The 19,538-nt window shown below is 67.4% G+C and carries 18 protein-coding genes and 1 pseudogene; 14 read left to right on the forward strand and 5 right to left on the reverse strand.

Features of this window, described 5'->3' with window-relative positions; translation table 11 throughout:
• Positions 1-16 precede the first annotated feature (16 nt).
• The 6 genes and pseudogenes from ACV530_RS08860 to ACV530_RS08885 all read left to right on the forward strand — a co-directional run.
• Positions 17-403 (forward strand): ArsR/SmtB family transcription factor, encoded by a 387-nt coding sequence (locus ACV530_RS08860; protein ID WP_494331735.1) that lies wholly within the window; start codon positions 17-19, stop codon positions 401-403.
• Complete coding sequence (mgtA, locus tag ACV530_RS08865; protein WP_494331736.1) at positions 387-3,017, forward strand: magnesium-translocating P-type ATPase; 2,631 nt, start codon at positions 387-389, stop codon at positions 3,015-3,017. The genes ACV530_RS08860 and mgtA overlap by 17 nt, the downstream gene beginning before the upstream one ends.
• Positions 3,018-3,726: 709 nt before the next feature.
• On the forward strand, positions 3,727-4,134 hold the full coding sequence (locus ACV530_RS08870) for a hypothetical protein (protein ID WP_494331737.1): 408 nt from the start codon (positions 3,727-3,729) through the stop codon (positions 4,132-4,134).
• Positions 4,106-4,630 carry a DUF6879 family protein gene (locus ACV530_RS08875; protein ID WP_494331738.1) on the forward strand — a complete coding sequence of 175 codons (525 nt, stop codon included), beginning with the start codon at positions 4,106-4,108 and terminating at the stop codon, positions 4,628-4,630. The genes ACV530_RS08870 and ACV530_RS08875 overlap by 29 nt, the downstream gene beginning before the upstream one ends.
• 9 nt (positions 4,631-4,639) lie before the next feature.
• Positions 4,640-5,485, forward strand: coding sequence for a helix-turn-helix domain-containing protein (locus ACV530_RS08880; protein ID WP_494331739.1), 846 nt, complete (start codon positions 4,640-4,642; stop codon positions 5,483-5,485).
• A 66-nt stretch (positions 5,486-5,551) separates the two neighbouring features.
• Positions 5,552-5,945: pseudogene (locus ACV530_RS08885) on the forward strand (magnesium-translocating P-type ATPase); the annotation flags it as partial.
• Positions 5,946-5,973: 28 nt separating this feature from the next.
• Here the strand turns inward: ACV530_RS08885 and ACV530_RS08890 are convergent.
• Complete coding sequence (locus ACV530_RS08890; protein ID WP_494331740.1) at positions 5,974-6,780, reverse strand: phosphotransferase; 807 nt, start codon at positions 6,778-6,780, stop codon at positions 5,974-5,976.
• A 408-nt stretch (positions 6,781-7,188) separates the two neighbouring features.
• On the opposite strand from ACV530_RS08890, the gene ACV530_RS08895 reads away from it, so the two are divergent.
• The 4 genes from ACV530_RS08895 to ACV530_RS08910 all read left to right on the forward strand — a co-directional run bounded on the left by ACV530_RS08895 (position 7,189) and on the right by ACV530_RS08910 (position 10,063).
• Positions 7,189-8,373 carry a helix-turn-helix domain-containing protein gene (locus ACV530_RS08895; protein WP_494331741.1) on the forward strand — a complete coding sequence of 395 codons (1,185 nt, stop codon included), beginning with the start codon at positions 7,189-7,191 and terminating at the stop codon, positions 8,371-8,373.
• Positions 8,374-8,784: 411 nt separating this feature from the next.
• Positions 8,785-9,021: a hypothetical protein gene (locus ACV530_RS08900; protein WP_494331742.1), complete on the forward strand. Its 237-nt coding sequence runs from the start codon at positions 8,785-8,787 to the stop codon at positions 9,019-9,021.
• Positions 9,018-9,254: a DUF7848 domain-containing protein gene (locus ACV530_RS08905; protein ID WP_494331743.1), complete on the forward strand. Its 237-nt coding sequence runs from the start codon at positions 9,018-9,020 to the stop codon at positions 9,252-9,254. The genes ACV530_RS08900 and ACV530_RS08905 overlap by 4 nt, the downstream gene beginning before the upstream one ends.
• A gap of 386 nt (positions 9,255-9,640) precedes the next feature.
• Positions 9,641-10,063 carry a hypothetical protein gene (locus ACV530_RS08910; RefSeq protein ID WP_494331744.1) on the forward strand — a complete coding sequence of 141 codons (423 nt, stop codon included), beginning with the start codon at positions 9,641-9,643 and terminating at the stop codon, positions 10,061-10,063.
• Between the two features lie 2,187 nt (positions 10,064-12,250).
• On the opposite strand, the gene ACV530_RS08915 is transcribed toward ACV530_RS08910, so the two are convergent.
• Entirely contained in the window at positions 12,251-13,627 is a 1,377-nt protein-coding gene (locus ACV530_RS08915; protein WP_494331745.1) for a hypothetical protein, read from the reverse strand.
• Between the two features lie 117 nt (positions 13,628-13,744).
• Positions 13,745-15,223, reverse strand: a complete 1,479-nt coding sequence (locus tag ACV530_RS08920; RefSeq protein WP_494331746.1) for an LCP family protein — start codon at positions 15,221-15,223, stop codon at positions 13,745-13,747.
• Positions 15,224-15,387: 164 nt separating this feature from the next.
• On the opposite strand from ACV530_RS08920, the gene tatA reads away from it, so the two are divergent.
• The 4 genes from tatA (at position 15,388) to ACV530_RS08940 (ending at position 18,608) form a co-directional block, all read left to right on the forward strand.
• Positions 15,388-15,585: a Sec-independent protein translocase subunit TatA gene (gene tatA, locus ACV530_RS08925; RefSeq protein ID WP_494331747.1), complete on the forward strand. Its 198-nt coding sequence runs from the start codon at positions 15,388-15,390 to the stop codon at positions 15,583-15,585.
• 107 nt (positions 15,586-15,692) lie between these two features.
• On the forward strand, positions 15,693-17,057 hold the full coding sequence (locus ACV530_RS08930) for an alkaline phosphatase (RefSeq protein WP_494331748.1): 1,365 nt from the start codon (positions 15,693-15,695) through the stop codon (positions 17,055-17,057).
• Between the two features lie 170 nt (positions 17,058-17,227).
• Positions 17,228-18,166 carry a beta-ketoacyl-ACP synthase III gene (locus ACV530_RS08935; protein ID WP_494331749.1) on the forward strand — a complete coding sequence of 313 codons (939 nt, stop codon included), beginning with the start codon at positions 17,228-17,230 and terminating at the stop codon, positions 18,164-18,166.
• Positions 18,167-18,218: 52 nt separating this feature from the next.
• A complete protein-coding gene (locus ACV530_RS08940) occupies positions 18,219-18,608 on the forward strand; it encodes a VOC family protein (RefSeq protein WP_494331750.1) in 390 nt (129 codons plus the stop codon).
• A 19-nt stretch (positions 18,609-18,627) separates the two neighbouring features.
• Here the strand turns inward: ACV530_RS08940 and ACV530_RS08945 are convergent, their stop codons facing one another.
• Together ACV530_RS08945 and ACV530_RS08950 are read right to left on the reverse strand one after the other, a co-directional pair.
• On the reverse strand, positions 18,628-19,323 hold the full coding sequence (locus ACV530_RS08945) for a helix-turn-helix transcriptional regulator (RefSeq protein ID WP_494331751.1): 696 nt from the start codon (positions 19,321-19,323) through the stop codon (positions 18,628-18,630).
• The gene (locus ACV530_RS08950; RefSeq protein ID WP_494331752.1) at positions 19,323-19,538 is read right to left on the reverse strand and encodes a hypothetical protein; all 216 of its coding nucleotides are present in this window, start codon (positions 19,536-19,538) and stop codon (positions 19,323-19,325) included. The genes ACV530_RS08945 and ACV530_RS08950 overlap by 1 nt, the downstream gene beginning before the upstream one ends.

Raw genomic sequence — 19,538 nt, forward strand, 5'->3', positions numbered from 1 at the left:
GGACGGGAGAGCAACAGTGGCGGCACGCGTCGGCAGATTCGAGAAGCTCGAAGGGGGCTTCGACGACCCGTCGGCGGAGGTGCTCGCCGAGGCCGCCGGCGCCTTCGGACTGCTCGCGTCACCGGCCCGGCTCCACCTCGTCTGGGCCCTGGCCCAGGGCGAGAGCGATGTGAGCGGGCTCGCCGAACGGGTCGGCGGTGCCCTTCCCGCGATCAGCCAGCACCTGGCGAAGCTCAAACTCGCCGGGCTGGTGCGGTCCCGGCGCGAGGGGCGCCGGGTCGTGTACCTGGTGGACGACCCCCATGTCGTGACCATCGTCCGGCTCATGGTCGGCCAGCTCTCCGACCGGCGGACCGGCGGCACCCGCGCCGCCGCCGGACACCTCCGTGGTCTGGGCGCCTGAGGCGGGCGCGGCCACCGGCCCCGCCGAGCCGCAGACCGTACTACGCACCGCGGGCACCACCCTGGAGGTGCTGCGCGCGCTCGACAGCGGCCCGCGCGGCCTGGTCGAGGCCCAAGCCGAGGAACGGCTCGCGCACCACGGCGAGAACGTCCTCCCCGAGCACCGCCCCGACTCCTGGCCCCGCCGCTTCGCCCGCAGCCTGCGCGACCCCTTCACCGCCGTCCTCATCGGACTCGGCCTGATCTCGGCGGTCCTCGCCTCCTGGGGCACCGCCGGTGTGATCGCCGTCCTCGTCGTGGTCAGTGGCGTGCTGCGGTCCGCCGGCGAGCACCGCGCCGACCGCGCCACGGCCGTGCTGCGCGAGCTGGTCGCCACCACCGCGACCGTACGGCGCCGGGCGACCGACGCCTCGTCGCCGGCGCCCCGTGAACTCCCCGTCGACCAGCTCGTACCGGGCGACGTCGTCCTGCTCGGCCCCGGCGACCTGGTCCCCGCGGACCTGCGTCTGCTGCGCTCGACGGGCCTGGCCGTCCACCAGGCCGCCCTCACCGGCGAGTCCGCTCCCGTCGCCAAGTCCGCGCAGGGCGACGGGGATTACGCCTCCGGGCTCGACCGGCCCCAGATGTGCTTCCAGGGCAGCAGCGTCGTCTCCGGCAGCGGCACCGGGGTCGTCGTCGCCACCGGGTCCCGGACCCTGCTGTCCGGTGCCGTCTCCGGCGGCCGTGCGCACCCGCTCGAACGGCGGCGCGCGGCCGGCCCGTTCGACCGCTCCGTCAATGGCGTCGCCTGGACGCTGATCCGGTTCATGCTGCTCACCGCGCCGGTCGTGCTGATCGCGAGCGCGCTGCTGCGCGGGCGGGGGCTGGAGACGCTGCCCTTCGCCGTCGCGGTGGCGGTCGGGCTGACGCCCGAGATGCTGCCGGTCGTGGTGACCTCCGCGCTCGCGCGCGGCGCGGCGCTGCTCGCGCGCGGCGGCGAGGTCATCGTGCGGCGCCTGCCCGCGCTCCACGACCTCGGCGCGATGGACGTCCTGTGCGTCGACAAGACCGGCACCCTCACCCAGGACCGGCCCGTCTTCGACCGCGCCCTCGACGCGGACGGCCACGACGACCCCGAGGTGCTGCACTGGGCCGCCGCCAACGCCCTGTGGACCCTCCAGCTCGCCGAACTCCCCACCCCCGACGCCCTGGACGAGGCCATCCTCGACGCCGCCGAGGACGTCGGCGCGGACTGGGACGCGTACGAGGGCGTCGCCGCCCTGCCGTGCGGTCCGGGCCGCCGGCTGGCCACCGCCGTCGTACGGCGCACCGGCAGCCCCCGGTTCGGGCCGGCGCTCGTCCACACCCTGATCGTCAAGGGCGCCCCCGAGGACGTCCTGGAGCGCTGCGCCCTCGACGCCCCGGAGCGTTCGCAGCTCGCCGCCCGGGCCGCTGGCCTCGCGGCGGACGGGCTGCGGGTCCTCGCCGTGGCCCGCGCCGAACGGCCCGCCCGCAACCGGCCGTACAGCCACATCGACGAGCGCGACCTCACCCTCGTCGGCTTCGTGACCCTGCGCGACGCCGTCGCGCCCACGGCGGCGGAGGCACTCACCGCGCTCGCCGGGCGCGGCGTCGACGTCAAGGTGCTCACCGGCGACCACCCGGGCACCGCCGCCCGCGTCTGCCACGAACTGGGCCTGGACCCGGGCGACGTGATCGTCGCCGACCGCATCGACGCCATGAGCGAGCCGGAACTGACCGCCCTCGCCGACCGTACGACCGTCTTCGCCCGCTGCACCCCCGAGCACAAGGCCCGCATCGTCCGGTCCCTGCGGGCCGGCGGGCACGCCACGGGCTTCCTGGGCGACGGGGTCAACGACCTCGCCGCGCTGGAGAGTTCGGATGTCGGCATCTGCCCGCGCGAGGGCGTCGACGTGGCCCGGGAGGCGGCGGATGTCGTACTCGCCTCGAAGGACCTCACCGCGCTGGAGCGGGCGGTGGATGCGGGGCGCCGCAGTACGGGCAACATCGCCGCCTATCTGCGGATCACCCTGTCGTCGAACTTCGGCAACGTCATCGCCATGCTGGCGGCCGGGCTGATGCTGCCGTTCCTGCCGATGCTCCCCGCGCAGGTACTCGTCCAGAACCTCTGCTTCGACGCCGCCCAGCTCGCCCTCGCCTTCGACCGCCCGCCGGCGGCGGCGAGGCGGCGCCCGATGGTCCTGCGCCCGCGCACGCTCGCGCGGTTCGTTACGGGCTTCGGCGTGCTGAACGCTGCCGCTGACCTGGCGACGTTCGCCGTACTGGCTCTGGCCGTACGGTCGTTGGGCGAGGAGCAGGGGCAGGTCGCGTTCCACGCCGGGTGGTTCACGGAGAACCTGCTGACGCAGGCGATGGTGATGCTGCTGTTGCGGTCGGGGCGGTGCGTGGCGGAGGGCCGCATCCCTGGGCCGATCCGGTTTGCGACGGCTGGGCTCGCGGCTGTGGGGCTGCTGTTGCCGCTTTCGCCGCTGGGTCCGATGTTGTCGTTGTCGGCGTTGCCGATGGAGTACTACGGGCTGCTGGGGGTTGTGCTGGCGCTGTACGGGGTGGGGTTGGCTGCGGCGCGGGCGTGGTACGACCGTCGGGCGGGGTGAGAGAGGGAAGCGTTCACTGCTGTTCCACCAGTGAACGGCTGAGCCGTCCAGATGCACCAGAGACACTCTGCCTCGAACGTCACATCAGTGTCAGGGTGCTGCACGATCCTGTGCAGCACCTGTCACATGACCGCCTTCACAGTCACGAGTGGGCTTCTCGCAGGTGGCGCCCCATCAACACCGCGCAATCAGATGCCTTGCTCATGTCGCCCCGCTCGACGGCTGCCGCGCGTTCTGCCTTGATCCGGGCACACTCAGCGCAGCGCTTCGTCTCAGTGGTCACCGCTTCGGCCTCCTCTCGGTGTTCATCTGATGGACCTTTGCGCGGAGTTCGTCGGCTGTACTGGCGGGCCGGACGCTGTTCTCGGGGCAGTCCCACTCCCGGCCACCTCCCGGCGGGCGGAGTTGCAGGCACAGGCCTACGTGGCCCATCACCACGCCGACCGCATCGCTCCGCGTGTCCACGACCAACGCGCCAACCTCTGGTGCGTCAGTCGCGTGTGCGGGTTGCTCGCTTCTTGTGCTGTGCACGGCGACGCTCCTGGATCGTCATGAGTGTTCATGCTGGTCATGTCGACCGTAGGGAGCAACTTGATTGGCGCCCAAGCAGTTTGCGCATGTTTGCGCGCCACCTTGACGAGAAAAAACAGACGTTGGAGGCTCGTCGAGGTCCGCAAACCACAGCAACCCTCCGGACAGGAGAGCGATCATGCGGCTGACGTTCCTCGGCAAGGAGTCCAACCCCACGGAATCCCCGACCTTGTACGCGACGGACAGGGACTCGTACGTGGTCCAAGGGTGGAAGGTCACGGACTCCGAGATCACGAGCAAGCTCAACGTTCCCAGCGGAGAAACGATCGTCGAGGTGCCCGCCGCCCTGTTCAACCACCTGATCAACGACGGAGTAGCCGGAACGGTGGCCACCTGGGCACACCCCATCGCGCACGTCACGAGTGCCGGCAACTTCATCATGCAGGGGAAGACCGTCAGCGACGCCGAAACTCTGGGGCAGATGCGCATTCCGGATCATGAAGACTGCGCAGAGGTCGGCAAGGCAGCAATCAAGGCGCTACTGGAGGAAAACGCCGATGGATCTGGTCACGGCCGAGAAACGTGACGAGCTGTTCTCACAATTTCAACGAGACGCGTTCCACCTGGAACTCAAAGACGAGTACCGCGTCTCCTACGAGGACGGCCCATATGCGAAGTGGCTCAAGGGAGAGCCTGACGACTTCGGATGGTTCCTGCCGTGGCTCGAACAGACTCGCTCGCTCACTGGATCCGGCAAAAAAGTTCGTCGCGTCCGCGTCATCTCGGAGCCGGTGACCGACTACATTCGGTGGGAGCTCGAACTGACGCCGATGAACCACGAAGCCGGGGAGGAAATCCGCTGGCTGCCGAGGCACCGAGTCCCCGAAGAGTTCGAGTTCCCAGCCAACGGAAATGACTGGTGGCTGTTCGACGGTGCGACACTCGCCATCACGCACTTCCGTCCTGACGGACGGTTCGCGGGTGCTGAATTGACCACCGATCCAGCCGTCGTCGGCCACGCTGTCCAGGTCCGCGATCAGCTCTGGTCGATGGCCACGCCCTACGACGAGTACAGCCGCTGACTCCCGCCCGTGTCCCACCAAGCCCAACAAGCACGTGAAGGACTCGGCGCCCGGCTCAGGGAACTCCGCAGAGATGCGAGGCTCACAGGCCGGGCGCTGGCCAATGCTGCCGGCTGGCACCTGTCCAAGGTCTCCCGGATCGAACACGGCAAACAGAACGCCAGCGAGGACGACATTCGAACCTGGTGCCGCATCGTTGCGGCAGAGGACCAAGTTCCCGACCTGATCGCCACCGCCCGCCACATTGAAGCCATGTGGATGGAATGGCGGCGTATGTTCACCTCCGGGGCCAAGACCCCCCAAAAGCGTTCACTATCTCTGTATGAGAAGACATCGATATTCCGTATCTACCACCCCGCCGTAGTGTGGGGGACCCTGCAGACGGCGGACTACGCGGCAGCAACCTTTCGACAGGTCATCAACTTCCTGCAAATTCCTGACGATACGGACGAAGCTGTCGCGTTGCGCATGCAACGACAGCAGTACCTGTATCAGGGACAGCGTAGATTTAGCGTCATCCTTGGAGAACAAGCCCTATACACCAACTTCGGTGGCCCAGATGCGATGCGCGGACAGCTGGATCGACTCCTGGCTGTAATGAGCCTCCCACGCCTGAGTCTGGGCATCATTCCGCGCAGGGCGCAGCAACTCATTTGGCCAGGTAACCCATTCAGCATGTTCGACGACCGCTTGGTTGTGGTCGAAACGTACTCCGCTGAACTCACGGTCACACAACCAAGAGAGATCACGCTTTACAAGCGGGCGTTCTCGATGCTCAAACAGTCGGCGGTGTACGGGCAAGAAGTGCGAGCGATGATTTCCGCTGCTCTTCGGGAACTTGACAGCGACAGTTGAGGAAAACGCGAAAACCCCCAATGACCGCCTAGTGTCGCGTGATCCTGTTCGTATCACTTTGAGTTGTTTACAACGAGTTTCTTGATGTTGGTCTGGACGAGGCGGATCTTCGCGGCGAGGCGGCGCCCGATGGTCCTGCGCCCGCGCGCGCTCGCGCGGTTCGTGACGGGCTTCGGCGTGCTGAACGCTGCCGCTGACCTGGCGACGTTCGCCGTACTGGCCCTGGCCGTACGGTCGTTGGGCGAGGAGCAGGGGCAGGTCGCGTTCCACGCCGGGTGGTTCACGGAGAACCTGCTGACGCAGGCGATGGTGATGCTGCTGCCGCTTTCGCCGCTGGGGCCGGTGTTGTCGTTGTCGGCGTTGCCGATGGAGTACTACGGGCTGTTGGGGGTTGTGCTGGCGCTGTACGGGGGTGGGATTGGCGGCAGCGCGGGCGTGGTACGACCGTCGGGCGGGGTGAGAAGAGTGCCCCTGCCCCGGTCTCAGCATCAAACTGCTTCGCGCTCGAAGTCGAGCAGGTGCCGAAACCTGGTGTTGCTCGACTTCGCGGCTTGTTCGCCGACCTTTGCTGTCCAGCGTCGGCATGTGACGTTCACGAATGTCTCGACCGACTTCGGGTCGGCGTACTGCCAACTGGTGAACCCACTCAGCCAAGCCAGCGCAGCACCGGGTGTCTGCCCGCATTCCATGAGCCGTACGGCCGTGCATGCCAGGTCTACCCATGCGGGGCCGGTTGCCGACATGGCCCAGTCCACGATGTAGGCCGCGCCGTCGTGGTTGTCGATCAAGATGTTGTGCGGGTTGGTGTCAGTGTGGAGCAGACTTGAGCCGTTCAGGCACTCGGCCTCACCGGGGAGCAGGAACGGCGCGAACCGGTCAGAGAGGGGCGGGACAGGGAAGGCGGGACCGCTGAACGCCTGCATGGGCTGTAGAGCGGACGCCACGGCTGCCAGATCACTCGTTCCGGGGCCAAGGTCAGCATGCCGACCATCGATAAACGCGAAGGCGAGACAGGACCACCCGCCGGCCCGGAAGCGGTGGCGGACTGCGGGACAGACTTCCTGCACTGCGCCGTTGATACGCGCCTCGTAGTCAAGTGCCGCGACGGCTTCAACGTCCGTTTCACGAACGCCCTTGAAGAACAGGCGTTCGCTGTGTTCCGTGGTAAGGACCAGGGCAGCGGAGCAGTTGAGCCCCTCGGCGACAATCTCCGACGCGATCACCCGACCTGCATGTCCCTCCACTGTGCTGCACAGTTCGGCGGGGAGTTCTTCCCAGCAGACTCGTTCGATCACAGGTTCTCCTCTCGACGCTGGGCTCCGCTCCACTGCACCCAATCGTGGGCACTGAGCACCCGAAAGTACTGGCGCACGCAGGCGTGTTAGGCGCGGAGTCTCTGTCTTGCCCGCAGGCAGCACGGACTTCGAATGGCCTACCTCGGCAGAGCGTCGATGGCTGCGTTCCAGGGGCAGGCGTCGAGGCTGCCCTGCCTCGGCTTGTGCGGGACGAATCCGCCGTCGCCAAGCAGGATGGTGACACCCGCAGCCTGCAGGGCCCTGACGTTGCGGGGTACGGCGGGGGGCCGACCCTGGGCGTCGTTCCAGTGCGGCAGCGCAACGGCCCTCGCCCGAAGGGCCGTTGCGCTGTCCCCCTGCGATGTGCCAGGGGTACCGTCCTCGTGTCGATGCAGAACGGAGAACAGTATGCCCACGCACGTTGGTGACCACTCCGGCGCACGCATTGCGCATGCCCGCAAGGTCCGCCGGCTGACCCAACGCGAACTGGCTGACCTCTCAAACGTGTCATACAGCACCCTGACCAAGGTGGAGCAGGGTGTCGTCCCTGCAAGCCCTTCCGTCATCGGCGCTCTGGCCCGCGCCCTCTCGGTATCCGTGGCCGAATTGAACGGACAGCCGTACCTCGACGAGCTAAGGAAAGATCAGCTCGATGCACTGATTCAACCGATCCGCGAAGCGCTGAACGTATACGACCTCGGCCCCGACCCGGACGTTTCCCCCCGCCCAATTGACGAACTCGAGGCACAAACAGAGAAGCTCTGCGCTCTCGTCCGCGCTACGAACATCAAACAGGTTGCCTCAGAACTTCCTACGCTGATCCACGAAGCCACCACGACGGCCCATACCTGCCCGGACGACCGGAACTGGCGACTTCTTGCCGGCGCCTACCGCACCGCCTACGACGTAACGACGAAGCTCGGCTTCCCCGACCTGTGTACGGTTGCGCTGGACCGGATGGACTGGGCCGCTCAACGTGCTTCGGATCCGGTCCTCAGCGGGATGCGGCAGTACCTCCGCGCGCTGGCCTACCTGCGCGCCAGCGACTACCGGACGGGCAAGCGGCTCGTCCACATGGGCATGTCCCTCTTGGAACAGACCGACCCGGGCCACGTCCGTGACGTCGTCACCGGTCAACTCCACCTGGGCGCAGCGGTGCTGGCAGGTCGCGACAAGGATCAGGACACCGCCGAGGGGCATCTCAGCGAGGCGCAGCGAATCGCGGAACGCACCGGCCCCGCCGAGAAAGTGCACTGGTTGTCGTTCGGGCCGACCAACGTTGGCGTACACCGTGTGAGCGTCCTCGCGGAACTCGATCAATATCCGGAAGCCGTTCAAGCGGCCAAGGACATGATGATTCCCGATGGATGGCCACCGTCACGGATGGCCCACCACTATGCCGAGTTGGCCCGGGCGCAAATGTGGACGGGGCACACGGACTCGGCGTTCAGGAATTTGCAGCTTGCGCGGAAGCTGGCGCCACAGCAGACCAGGTACCACCCGACGGTGCGCGAGACATACGCGGGACTCGAATCCGCGAAGCGGCGAATGCCGGACACTTTCAGCAACTACGGGGCTTGGCTTGGCATGTAGCGATCGCTGAACGTCAACCGCTGGCCGGAGCTATCAGTGAGGTCTGATAGTTCCGGCCTCGCTATGTCGGCACGATGCACTCAGCATGGACCCCCGCAACCGTGCTAGCGGTCCGGGGGCGTGGCCCGACGCTGGATTGGAGCGCCAAGCAATGCATGACCTTATCCTTCGATGCCTCGCGTGGGCGAGGGCAGCCTTCCGGCCAGACGGTTTCGGCCCGGACGCGCACACCTGTCTCGCCGCCGACGCGCCACAGGGGCGACCCGCCCCGTCCCTGCGCCTGGCACCGAAGTCTCCGCGCTTGCCTGACTGGCCGGTGGACAACGGCCGTAGCTCTGAGTGCACGTTGTGGGTGACGGCGCACGGGATCGACATCCGGCCCCGTCAGCCTCGCGGTGGGGAGGCGGTTCGATGAGCACCGACAGCAACGCGCTGCCCGAGACGGGATCGTTCGTGGTGGACACGGCCCGGGACCGGATCGGGCAAGTGATGGACTACGACCCGCAAACGAGAACCCTCCAACTCCGCCCGGCCAAGGGCGGGTTGGAGTGGGATGCCCGCCCCGGCGACGTACGTCCGGCCACCGACAAGGAGCGGCTGAGCGCGAAGGTACAGGCGGCCAACTCCGGTAGGTGGTGGTCGCAGTGAGCGCACACACCGTGATCCGGTTCGCCGACTGGACGATTGGGCCGGAGACGGCACCGGAGGCACCGCCGGTCATCCACGAGTTGGAGTGCACCACATGCAATGCCACCTCGGAGGCAAGCGGCGACTTCGAGAACGCCCGTAACTGGGCTTTCCAGCACTCCGGTCGCAATCCCTCCCACACCGGCTACCGCGAGAACATCACCCGATTCTGGCGCGCCATGCTCCTGGACTGACCGCACCCTCAGCATCTACTTAGCCCGTCCCTGACAGGTCAGGATGGGGGCAGCCGGGGCAGGCTTCCCGCCCCCAGCAGACACGACCCCGGCTGTCCTGCCGTCATGGTGAGCGACCAGGGCTGTGCCGCGCCGAGGGTGTTGATGCTGGAGACACTTCCTTGACTGTTCTCGGCTCCAGTCGAGAGCGGTCAAGGAAGTGGCAAGACGGCCACTTCGTGAGGACTTCGTACCGCACACGCCCTCCACTCGACGAATCACGCTCCTGCCAGAGCCACCACTAAGTCCGGTACGCAATACGCCACTTGGCGAGACTCAACCAGTTGAGGACTGGTTGCATCCTTCGTACCATCAAAGTCCGTGATCGAGCCTTGGGAGGGACGCCAATGGCTGTCTCCTACGAGCAAGAGGATGACCCCAGCGGCGGGCTGAAGATCAATATAGCTTTGACCCGACTTGAAGCTGAAGCGGTCGGCGACGACGCGCGACTCATGGCGGAAGTACTCGATAGCTGCCTTTGGATCACCGCGATGCTTCGCACGCGGATCAACTCACGCGATCCCGGAGATCCACCACCTAAGCAAAGTGATTGGGTTGCGGCCTTTCGCGATTTCGATCGCTTGGTGTCCCGCATCCAGGGCGCAAGCGAGGGGGCCCTTCGCGCGTACATCGCCGAAGGAGGCAGCCTTGAGTTCTTGGCACGAGCACAGAACGAGGAACTTTCGGAAACAGAACGTCGCTGCACAGAGTTGGCCCGTAGCCCACTAACCCCTTGGGGGAAATGGGCGACCGCATATCCGTCAACTTGAGGTCCCGCGCCTTCAGGCACTTATGGCGGACTGCAGCTCTGTTTACCGAAGTCGAATCGGTAAACGCTCCACGGAAAGCCCGGTGATCCAGTCGCTTTACGGCGGCGATCGGATCACCGGGCTAGAACTACGCGAGAGCGTCAGACGGCGATCAACACTTCTTGAAGCTGCCGCCACCAGAGAGATACCCGTCGAACACCCATCCCTCCATCCATCCATGACTGTCATCAGCCAGTACATGCGTCCAGGTGTTGTGAGACTCGTTCTCTACGTAACAATGCAGCACAAACTTCGCCGGCTGCTCCGTCTCGCCTTCGAGAGCGCAATTCCCGTGGGGGCCCACGTGTACCGGAATCCCGCGATCTTTGTTTCCGTCCACCGTTCGACCACGAGTGATTATTGCAGCCCAACACGCTTCCCTTGTTTTCCGAGCCGTGAGCCACCCCGACCAGTGTGGACGAAGCGAGAGCCAAGGCCCCCAGGGCTACTGCCAGTCGTCTGAACACAGCTTTCCCCTTAGGAATTAGAGGATGCGACCTACGTTGCCACTCGCCACTCATGATGCAATACAAGCTTATTGATCAAATACAGCAAAGCAATGTCATCTAAATTTTTGGCGCATTCATGACCGTTTGGCCGAAAGGTGAATCCATCCCCCCGTCGATCCGGAGCCGAGCAGAACACCCCTTCTCCTGCCAATGAAGTCCGCACTCGACCTTTGCGTAGCCCTGCACGAACAAGCCTTGACCTGCATCAACGAGTCACCAGGACCGTAACGTTGACACCAGGCGCCTGCCTCGCGCGATCGGCGGGCCGCTACGAAGCATCGAGCTTGGACCGGCTCATCGAAGACGACTGTAACTGCCCCTGGACTACATCGGGATTACTCCTTACCTGATCCGAAGTAATTTTGCCACAGACGTCTCATCGCCTCAGATCAGAAGGCTGCAAGTTTTCACACCGAACACCTCGATAGGCTACTTAAACCCTAGGACCATCCTGGCTGGCAAGACACATTTAGGGCGCACTCGAATTGGAAGTTGGCCCACCACTTCAGTCTAACGAGTTTTCATTCCCTCATAGAATACCCCTATGGCTTCTATTGCACTCAGACCTTTGTGTGGCGATTCATTCCCGGGCATCGCCAGAAAGAGTGCCCGGCGGTTGCGGTACCGTCTCAGGCGGTTGCCCTCCATTCCCAAGCGCAGGAAAGACCCCGGGTGCAGGGGGGCATTGCAACGTACGACGATCACGACTACACCCACCACTACCCTTGCGTGGCTCGCGAATGGAACTTCCCTTCGGGGCCTATCACTTTCATAGACAACGAGTGTAATCGCCGAGTATGGCTCCACCGGAACATTGATAAATCGGACAGCCCGATGTGTGTCCCACCGAACTGGAGCCAGGGCATCTAGGAAGAATGGGAGCATCCTGCGATCCTTGAAGTCGGCGCATCGAAGGGCTGCTGAGGATCGCGGTTTAGATTCTTGCGTCCCGCCTCGGTGACTTTTGGCTAATGCGGGACGGTACTTTGATTCAGGCGTATGCCCGTCGAAGCAGTATCACCCCTTTTCCCTCTCCATGCTGATCTCGACGTGATCACTTTCGAGCCGCTGGACGGCAAGATGGCCTCAGGGGAATGGGCTCGACACGTGGCGCGCATCGAAGAGGACAAGGGGCATGACGAACAACGGATACGACTCTCACGTCTGCGTACACCTGAAGCCGCACCTCAGGAACTTCCGCCTCGACCGACTCGGTGTCGGACAGCTATAAGCGATGTTCGAGGCGATCGACGAGCAGAACGAGGTATCGCCGCCGGGAACGCCGCGCGGCGCGAGCAGATGGTGTAGTGCACGCGTGGAAGGTCGGACGTGCCAAAGTTGATCGAACGGGCGAAGCTTGCCGAGGAGCGCCCAAAGTGGTGGAGATGAAGCCGTTTCGGCGTATCACCGGTCCGGCGGCCAAGCAACGCGTCAGGGCGACCTTGCGAGCGGCGCTCAACGCCGCCGGGCATGTGGAGCTCGAGTCGGGTAAGCGGCCGAAGCCGTTGCTGTGGACGGCTGGGACCCCGAAGACCGCGGGCTTGTAGTCGTCCGGCGTTTGATCCTGGGAAACGGAGAAAGGGCGGGGCCGGGGCGCCTTCCGCACCCCGACCCCGCCCCACACGGCGAGTGACCGCTACTACCAGTCGCCCCCGCCGAAGCCGCCACCGCTGTCGCCGCCGCCGAAGCCGCCGCCACCGTCGCCCCAACCGCCGCCGAAGTCACTGGCGTTGAAGTCGGAACCGCTGAAGTCGCCGCCCTCCGGGCCGCTGTTACCCATGTCGCCGTACGCGGGAGCCGCGTACGCCGGAGAGCTCAGCATGCTGCCGAGGGCCGTGCCGATGAGGAGGCCCGGCAGCATGCCGCCGCCGAAGTAGCCGCCGGCCCAAGGGCCGTACGCCGGACCGGCGTTCCAGTACGGCTGGGGGCCGTAGTCGGTCTGCACCGTACGGGACATCGGCTCCGCACCCTGCGCCACCCGCGCCGCATCCGCCTGGCAGGCCGGCACGGTCCGCAGCGCCCCGCCCGGGGGCGCCCACTGCACGTCCTGGATGGACGGCCCGTGGCGCGGGTCGAAGAAGCACGGCACCCGGCGCTCCGGCAGCGGCGCCCCCGTACGGCGAGCCGTCAGCGTCGCGAGGGCGAAGCGGCCCGCATCCAGCGACTCGGTCACGGGAGTGACATCCTGCGGCTTCTTCGCCGCCGCCATCCGGGACTTGGCCTCCTCGTACGAGTCGAGGGCCTGCTCGTAGTCCTTGCGCATGGCATCGGTCGCACCGGGCTCGGACGGGGAGAAGTCCAGCCGGTCGAGCTCCTCGCCGAAGGCGGTGATGTCCTCGTCGACCACGACGCGCAGGGCCTCGAGCTCCGCGCGCTCCCGCTCTTCCCTCTTCTTCTTGCTCCGGCGGTAGAGCGCGTACGCACCCGCACCACCGGCGACCACGACCGCACCGCCGATGGCCAGCCCGGCCGCGGAGCTGCCGGAGTCCGAGCCGCCCCACGAACCGGGGGCGTGTCCCTTGGCCGTCTTGTCGGCACCGTCGACGAACGCGTTCAGCTCGTCCTTGGCACTGCTGCCATGGTTCCGCTTGACGTCGCCCTTGAGGTTGGTGATCGCGTTGTTGGACATCACCCTCGGGTCGGCGCCGGCGTTGAACTTGTCACCGAGACGAATCAGGTAGACACCGGAGATGCCGACCTCGTTCCGCAGGTCGCGGAGGACCGTCTGCTGCGGGAACTCGGGAGCGTTCGGCAGCACGGCCACAAACACCGGCTTGCCCGCATCCTTGATCTTCTTCGCGAGCTCGTCCGCATCGGACTTCGACAGCTGCGACGAGGCCCTGGGGTCGACATAGACCGGGCTCTTCTTCAGCTGGTCGGCAGCCTCGCTGAGGCCGGTCGCGGCATGGGCGGCAGGCGCGTACGTCACCGCTCCGGCCAGCACCAACAGGGCTGCGGCCAGCCCGGCGAACAGGGCCGCCAGCGGCCTGGGCAGTGCCCGGGGGACGACGGACATGGAACTTCTCCTCGGAGAGGGAGGGACGGAGCCTTTACTCATCAAGATCACGGAACTTACTCTGCTTTTACCTGGACAACGGAACACCCGAGCACACGGTTCCCCGCACCCCTCCCGTTACCCATACGAGAGGTTGGAGCACGGGTTGTCATCCGCCGACCTGGCCTTGTCGGCCACCTCCGAGGGTACGGAAGACGGCGACGAAGCGGACGGCGACGGCGAGGACCCGGCCGAGGGGGCGTTCGCGTAGTCACGGCCGAGGGTGATCGAGATGCCCTTGTCGGCCGTGCCCCGCACGAACGAGCCGGGGAAGAGTTTGGCCAGCTCCTGGGCGTGGTCCGACTCACCGGAGCCGAATTCGATCACCGTGGTGGAGTCGTCGTGCCCGGCGGCCGTGGAGGTGCCGGTCACGGTGTAGCCGTGCCCCTGGAGCAGGCCGGCGCCGCGGGCGGCCAGGCCGCTGACTGTCGTGCCGTTGGCGACGGAGACGCGTACGCCCGCGCCGGACACGGGCTTGGACGGTGCTGACGGAGAAGCCTTGTCCTTACCCTTGCCCTTCTCGCCCGCGTCCTTGCCGTCGACCGTGCGGTCCGCGCGGAGCGAGGCCCACAGCTGGTCCGCGTCGGGCTGGACGACGGCCACGCGGGCACCCTCGTAGCGCCACGGCATCGTCACGAACTTGATGTTGTGCAGATCGATGTCCTTCATCGACATCGCGAACGAGAGGAGCTTGTCGGCCGAGCCGAGCCCGGGGTCGACGGTCATCGACTTGGTGGCCGCGTTGGCGAGGGGCAGGAGCGTGGTCGGGTCGAAGCCCTGCGACTTCACCTTCTTGATCAGGGAGGAGACGAACGCCTGCTGCCGCTGTATGCGGCCTATGTCGGAGCCGTCGCCTATGCCGTGCCTGACCCGCACATAGTCCAGGGCCTTCTGACCCGAGACGGACTGCTGGCCCTTGCGGAAGAGGAGGTCGCCCTGGTGGCCGAGGTTGGGGTTGAGGTCGCCCTCGTAGATGTCCTTCGGCACGCACACGTCGACCCCGCCCACGGCGGAGGTCATGGAGGAGAAGCCGGCGAAGTCCACGACGACGGTGTGGTCCACCCGCAGCCCGGTGAGTTTCTCGACCGTGTTCTGGGTGCAGGCCGGGTTGCCCGCAGCCGTGTTGCCCACGGAGAAGGCCGAGTTGAACATGGCGTTGCTCGATCCGTTCGTCCAACTCCCGTTGGGGAGTTTGCACGACGGGATGTCCACGAGCGTGTCCCGGGGAATGGAGACGCCGACGGCGTGCTCGCCGTCACCGTAGACGTGCAGCAGGAACGCGGTGTCCGAGCGGCCCACGTCGTCCGTGCCGCCGCCCAGCTTCTTGTTGTCGCCGGAACGCGAGTCCGAGCCGATGACAAGAACGTTTTTCCCCGCGGCATTGGCCTCGGGGCGGTTCTTGGAGAGACCGCCCGCGTCGAACGTGTTGATGTTGCCGTTGAGCTGGAGGTAGATCCACCCGAGCCCGGCCGTCAGCAGCACCACGAACGAGATCGCGACGATGCCGAACTTGCGCCCACGGCGACGCTCACGATCGCCCCGCCGTTTGCCCGTCATATGCCCGCCCCCATCAGCTCCCCTGATCCACCTTTTCGTTTCCGTCTGTATAGACGGACGACCAGAACTTTTGGTTGTCCGATTGCGCAATCTAGCAAGTAAGGTGGGGCGAAACGTTCACGCATCGATCCGGAGCCGATCCGGAACAGAAAGGTGGGGACGCCGTGCTCCGCAACCTCCTGGAGCCCTGGCACATCCTCGTCGTCGTGCTCGTCCTGGTCGTCGTGTTCGGGTCGAAGAAGCTGCCCGACACCGCCCGTGCGCTCGGCAAGTCCATGCGCATTCTCAAGAGCGAGACCAAGGCCATGAAGGACGAGAACGCCCCCGAGACGACCGCCGCCGCAGCGGACAACTCCCGGTAGCCTCACGGTCATCCGCCGTTGCATGGCGGTACATCACCCATACATCACCCCTTGGTGAACTCTTTGCGCCTGGCACCGCGCCGGGCTCACCGAGGAGGTAATGCACCATGGGTTCTCGTCCGTTCGGCCGCCGTCGTCTCGCCTGGGGCGCCGCCGCGCTGATCGTCGCGGGTGTCGCCGTACCGGCCGCTGCCACCTCTCAAGCGGCCACCTCTCAAGGGGACGCGGCGAGCACCGGCAGGGCGGCCGCGAAGGCCAAGAACGTCATCCTGCTCATCGGCGACGGCATGGGCGACTCGGAGATCACCCTGGCCCGCGACTACACCGTGGGCGCGGCGGGCCGCCTGAACATGGACAAGTTCCCCATGACGGGCGCGTACACGACGTACTCGGTCGACAAGAACGGGAAGCCGGACTACGTCACCGACTCCGCCGCGAGCGGCACCGGCTGGGCCACCGGCCGCAAGACCGTCAACGGCCGGATATCCAAGACGCCCGGCACCGACAAGCCGATGACCACGATCCTCGAGCTCGCGCAGAAGAAGGGGCTCGCGACCGGCAGCGTCACCACCGCCGAGCTCACGGACGCCACCCCGGCCGTCCTCGCCTCGCACGTCACCGACCGCAGCTGCCAGGGACCCGCCGACATGAAGGCGTGCCCGTCCGACACCGTCGCCAAGGGCGGCCCCGGCTCGATCGCCGAGCAGAGCGTGAACCACAAGGTGGACGTGCTCCTGGGCGGCGGCCGGCAGCGCTTCGACCAGAAGATCACCGAGGGCAAGTACAAGGGGCTCACCGTCACCCAGCAGGCGCAGAAGCTCGGCTACCAGGTCGTCTCCGACGCGAAGGGCCTGCAGACGGCGCGTTCCGGCAAGCCCGTCCTGGGGCTGTTCGCCCCCGGCAACGTGCCCGTCGAGTGGACCGGCAAGGCCGCCGCCGTCGGCGGCACCGAGCCGCAGCGCTGCGTGACGAAGAACCCCGAGCGCACGCCCGGTACGCCGAGCCTCGAGGAGCAGACGCGCCGGGCGATCCAGCTGCTGGAGGACCGAAGGGGCAAGAAGAACGGTTTCTTCCTCCAGGTCGAGGGCGCCTCCATCGACAAGCGCGACCACGCCGCCGACCCCTGCGGGCAGATCGGCGAGACCGCGGCCTTCGACCGCGCGGTGAAGGCCGCCCGCGCCTACGCCGACAAGCACCCCGACACGCTGGTCGTCACCACCGCCGACCACGGGCACAGCAGCCAGATCGTGCCCCTGGAGGCGACCCCGCCCGGGCTGTCCTCCACCCTCGTCACCGACGAGGGACAGCAGCTGAAGGTCAACTACTCCACCAACACGCCGGGCAAGTCCCAGGAGCACACCGGTACCGAGGTGCGCATCGCGGCCCAGGGACCGCTCGCGGAGCGTGTGCTCGGGGTGACCGACCAGACCGAGCTGTTCACCACCATCCGCAAGGCGCTCTCCCTGCGCTGACCGGCGGATCACGGGGCCCGGCCGTGGCACTTACCACGGCCGGGCCTGTGAGGTGTGACAGTTGTCCCGGCAGAAGATTGGTGGATTTCGCACCGGCTGAAGACGATGTGGCGTCAAAACTGGTGGTTCCGGATCACCCGCCCGCAGGACGCCCGCAGGAGGAACCGCCTTTGTCCGGGTCCCGTGTTCTCGCCCTCGGCCACTACCAGCCCGCCAGGGTTCTGACCAACGACGAGCTCGCCGTCATGGTCGACACCAGCGACGAGTGGATCCGCTCCCGTGTCGGCATCCGCACCCGCCGGATCGCCGGGCCCGAGGAGACCGTCGCCGACATGGCCGCCGAGGCGGCCGCCAAGGCGCTCGCGAACAGCGGGCTGGCCGCCGACGCCATCGACCTGGTGCTCGTCGCCACCTGCACCGCCGAGGACCGCAGCCCGAACACCGCCGCGCGGGTCGCGGCCCGGCTGGGCCTGTCCTCGCCCGCCACCATGGACGTCAACGTCGTCTGCTCCGGCTTCACCCACGCCCTCGCCACCGCCGACCACGCCATCCGCGCGGGCGCGGCGGCCAACGCGCTGGTCGTCGGCGTGGAGAAGTTCACCTCCGTCACCGACTGGACCGACCGCACCACCTGCGTCCTCACCGGCGACGGTGCGGGGGCGGCCGTGGTCACGGCGGCGTCCGAGCCGGGCATCGGCCCGGTGGTGTGGGGCTCGGTGCCGGACATGGGGCACTGCGTACGCATCGAGGGCACGCCCGCCCGCTTCGCGCAGGAGGGCCAGTCCGTCTACCGCTGGGCCACGACCCAGCTGCCGCCGATAGCCCGGCAGGTGTGCGAACGGGCCGGGGTCGCCCCGGAGGAGCTGGCCGCGGTCGTCCTGCACCAGGCCAACCTGCGGATCATCGAGCCGGTCGCGCGCCGGATCGGCGCCGTCAACGCGGTCGTCGCCACGGATGTGACCGAGTCCGGCAACACCTCCGCCGCGAGCATCCCGCTCGCCCTGTCCAAGCTGGTCGAGCGCGGCGAGGTCGCCCCGGGCGCGCCGGTCCTGCTGTTCGGCTTCGGCGGCAACCTGTCGTACGCGGGACAGGTCATCCGCTGCCCCTGAGCTGTCCGATCTGTTCAAGACACGTCGGTGAGCGGCTGCCTACCGTGGCCGCATGACACCACGTTTCGCCTGCACCGGGCTCGTCGTCGCCGACATGGCCGCCTCACTCGCCTTCTACCGCCGCCTCGGCCTGGACATCCCGCCCGAGGCGGACACGGCCCCGCACGTCGAGGCGGAGCTGCCGGGCGGCCAGCGGCTGCTCTGGGACACCGACGCCACGGTCCGCTCCTTCGACCCCGAAGCCGCCCTGCCGCACGGTCCCGGGCGGGTCGGGCTCGCGTTCGCCTGTGAGAGCCCGGCCGAGGTCGACAAGGTCCACGCCGAACTGACGGCCGCCGGGTACGAGGGGCACCTGGCCCCCTGGGACGCCTTCTGGGGGCAGCGGTACGCCGTCGTGCACGACCCCGACGGCAACGAGGTCAGCCTGTTCGCCGCGCTGTGACCAGGCGCGCTGTGACCGGTCAGTCGCCGAGCCGGCTCGGCGGCACGCCGGTCAGTGCCTTGACGTCGCGCGTGAGGTGGGCCTGGTCGGCGTAGCCGCAGACGGCCGCCACCTCGGCGAGGGGCGTACCGCCACGGGACAGGGCGACGGCCCGGTTCATGCGCAGCACGCGGGCCAGCGTCTTGGGCCCGTACCCGAAGGCCCGCAGGCTGTGGCGGTGCAGCTGCCGCTCCCCCAGGCCGAGCCGGGCCGCCAGCGCGGCCACGGGCTCGCCATGCCGGGCGCCGCGGACGATCGCGGCGGTCACAGGGTCGGCGGGGGCGGCGGGATCGGCAGCGTACGGCGGGCGTACGGCCTCCTCCAGCACCCGCCCGGGAGCCGCCGCCTCGGCCGCCCGCTCGGCGAGGGCGCGGGCGCGGCGGCCGGGCCACAGGTCGTCGAGCGGCACGCGCCGGTCGCGGAGTTCGGCGGCGGGTACGCCCAGCACGGCGGGGCCGGTGCCGGGCGCGAAGCGCAGGCCGGTGTACGTCGCGCCGGGCACGCCCGGCACGAGGTGGGCGCGGGTGTCGGGGCCGGCCGCGAGCAGCCGCCCGTCGATCAGGATCACGTCGACGCAGCCGTCGGGTATGACGCGCACGGCCGCGCCGGTGGTGTCCGTACGCGTCCACACCACCGCCCCGGCGACTGCCGCCGAGGCGCGTTCGCGGTACGTCACTACGGCGACTCGCGCAGGTAGAGCGCGCCACAGGAGTGGCAGATCGGCACCTTGCCGGTGCCCCATTCGTCGATGGAGCGCTCCGCGGAGCCGGGCGCCAGGTCACGCCCGCACATGGCGGTCAGGTCGTCCTGACGCACCACGTGCCAGATTTTGACCCGCGCCTCGGGGTCCTGCGGGGAGTCGTCGTACTCGGCGCGCAGTTCGTGCTCCAT

It is taken from the genome of Streptomyces sp. SX-6, from assembly GCF_059089585.1.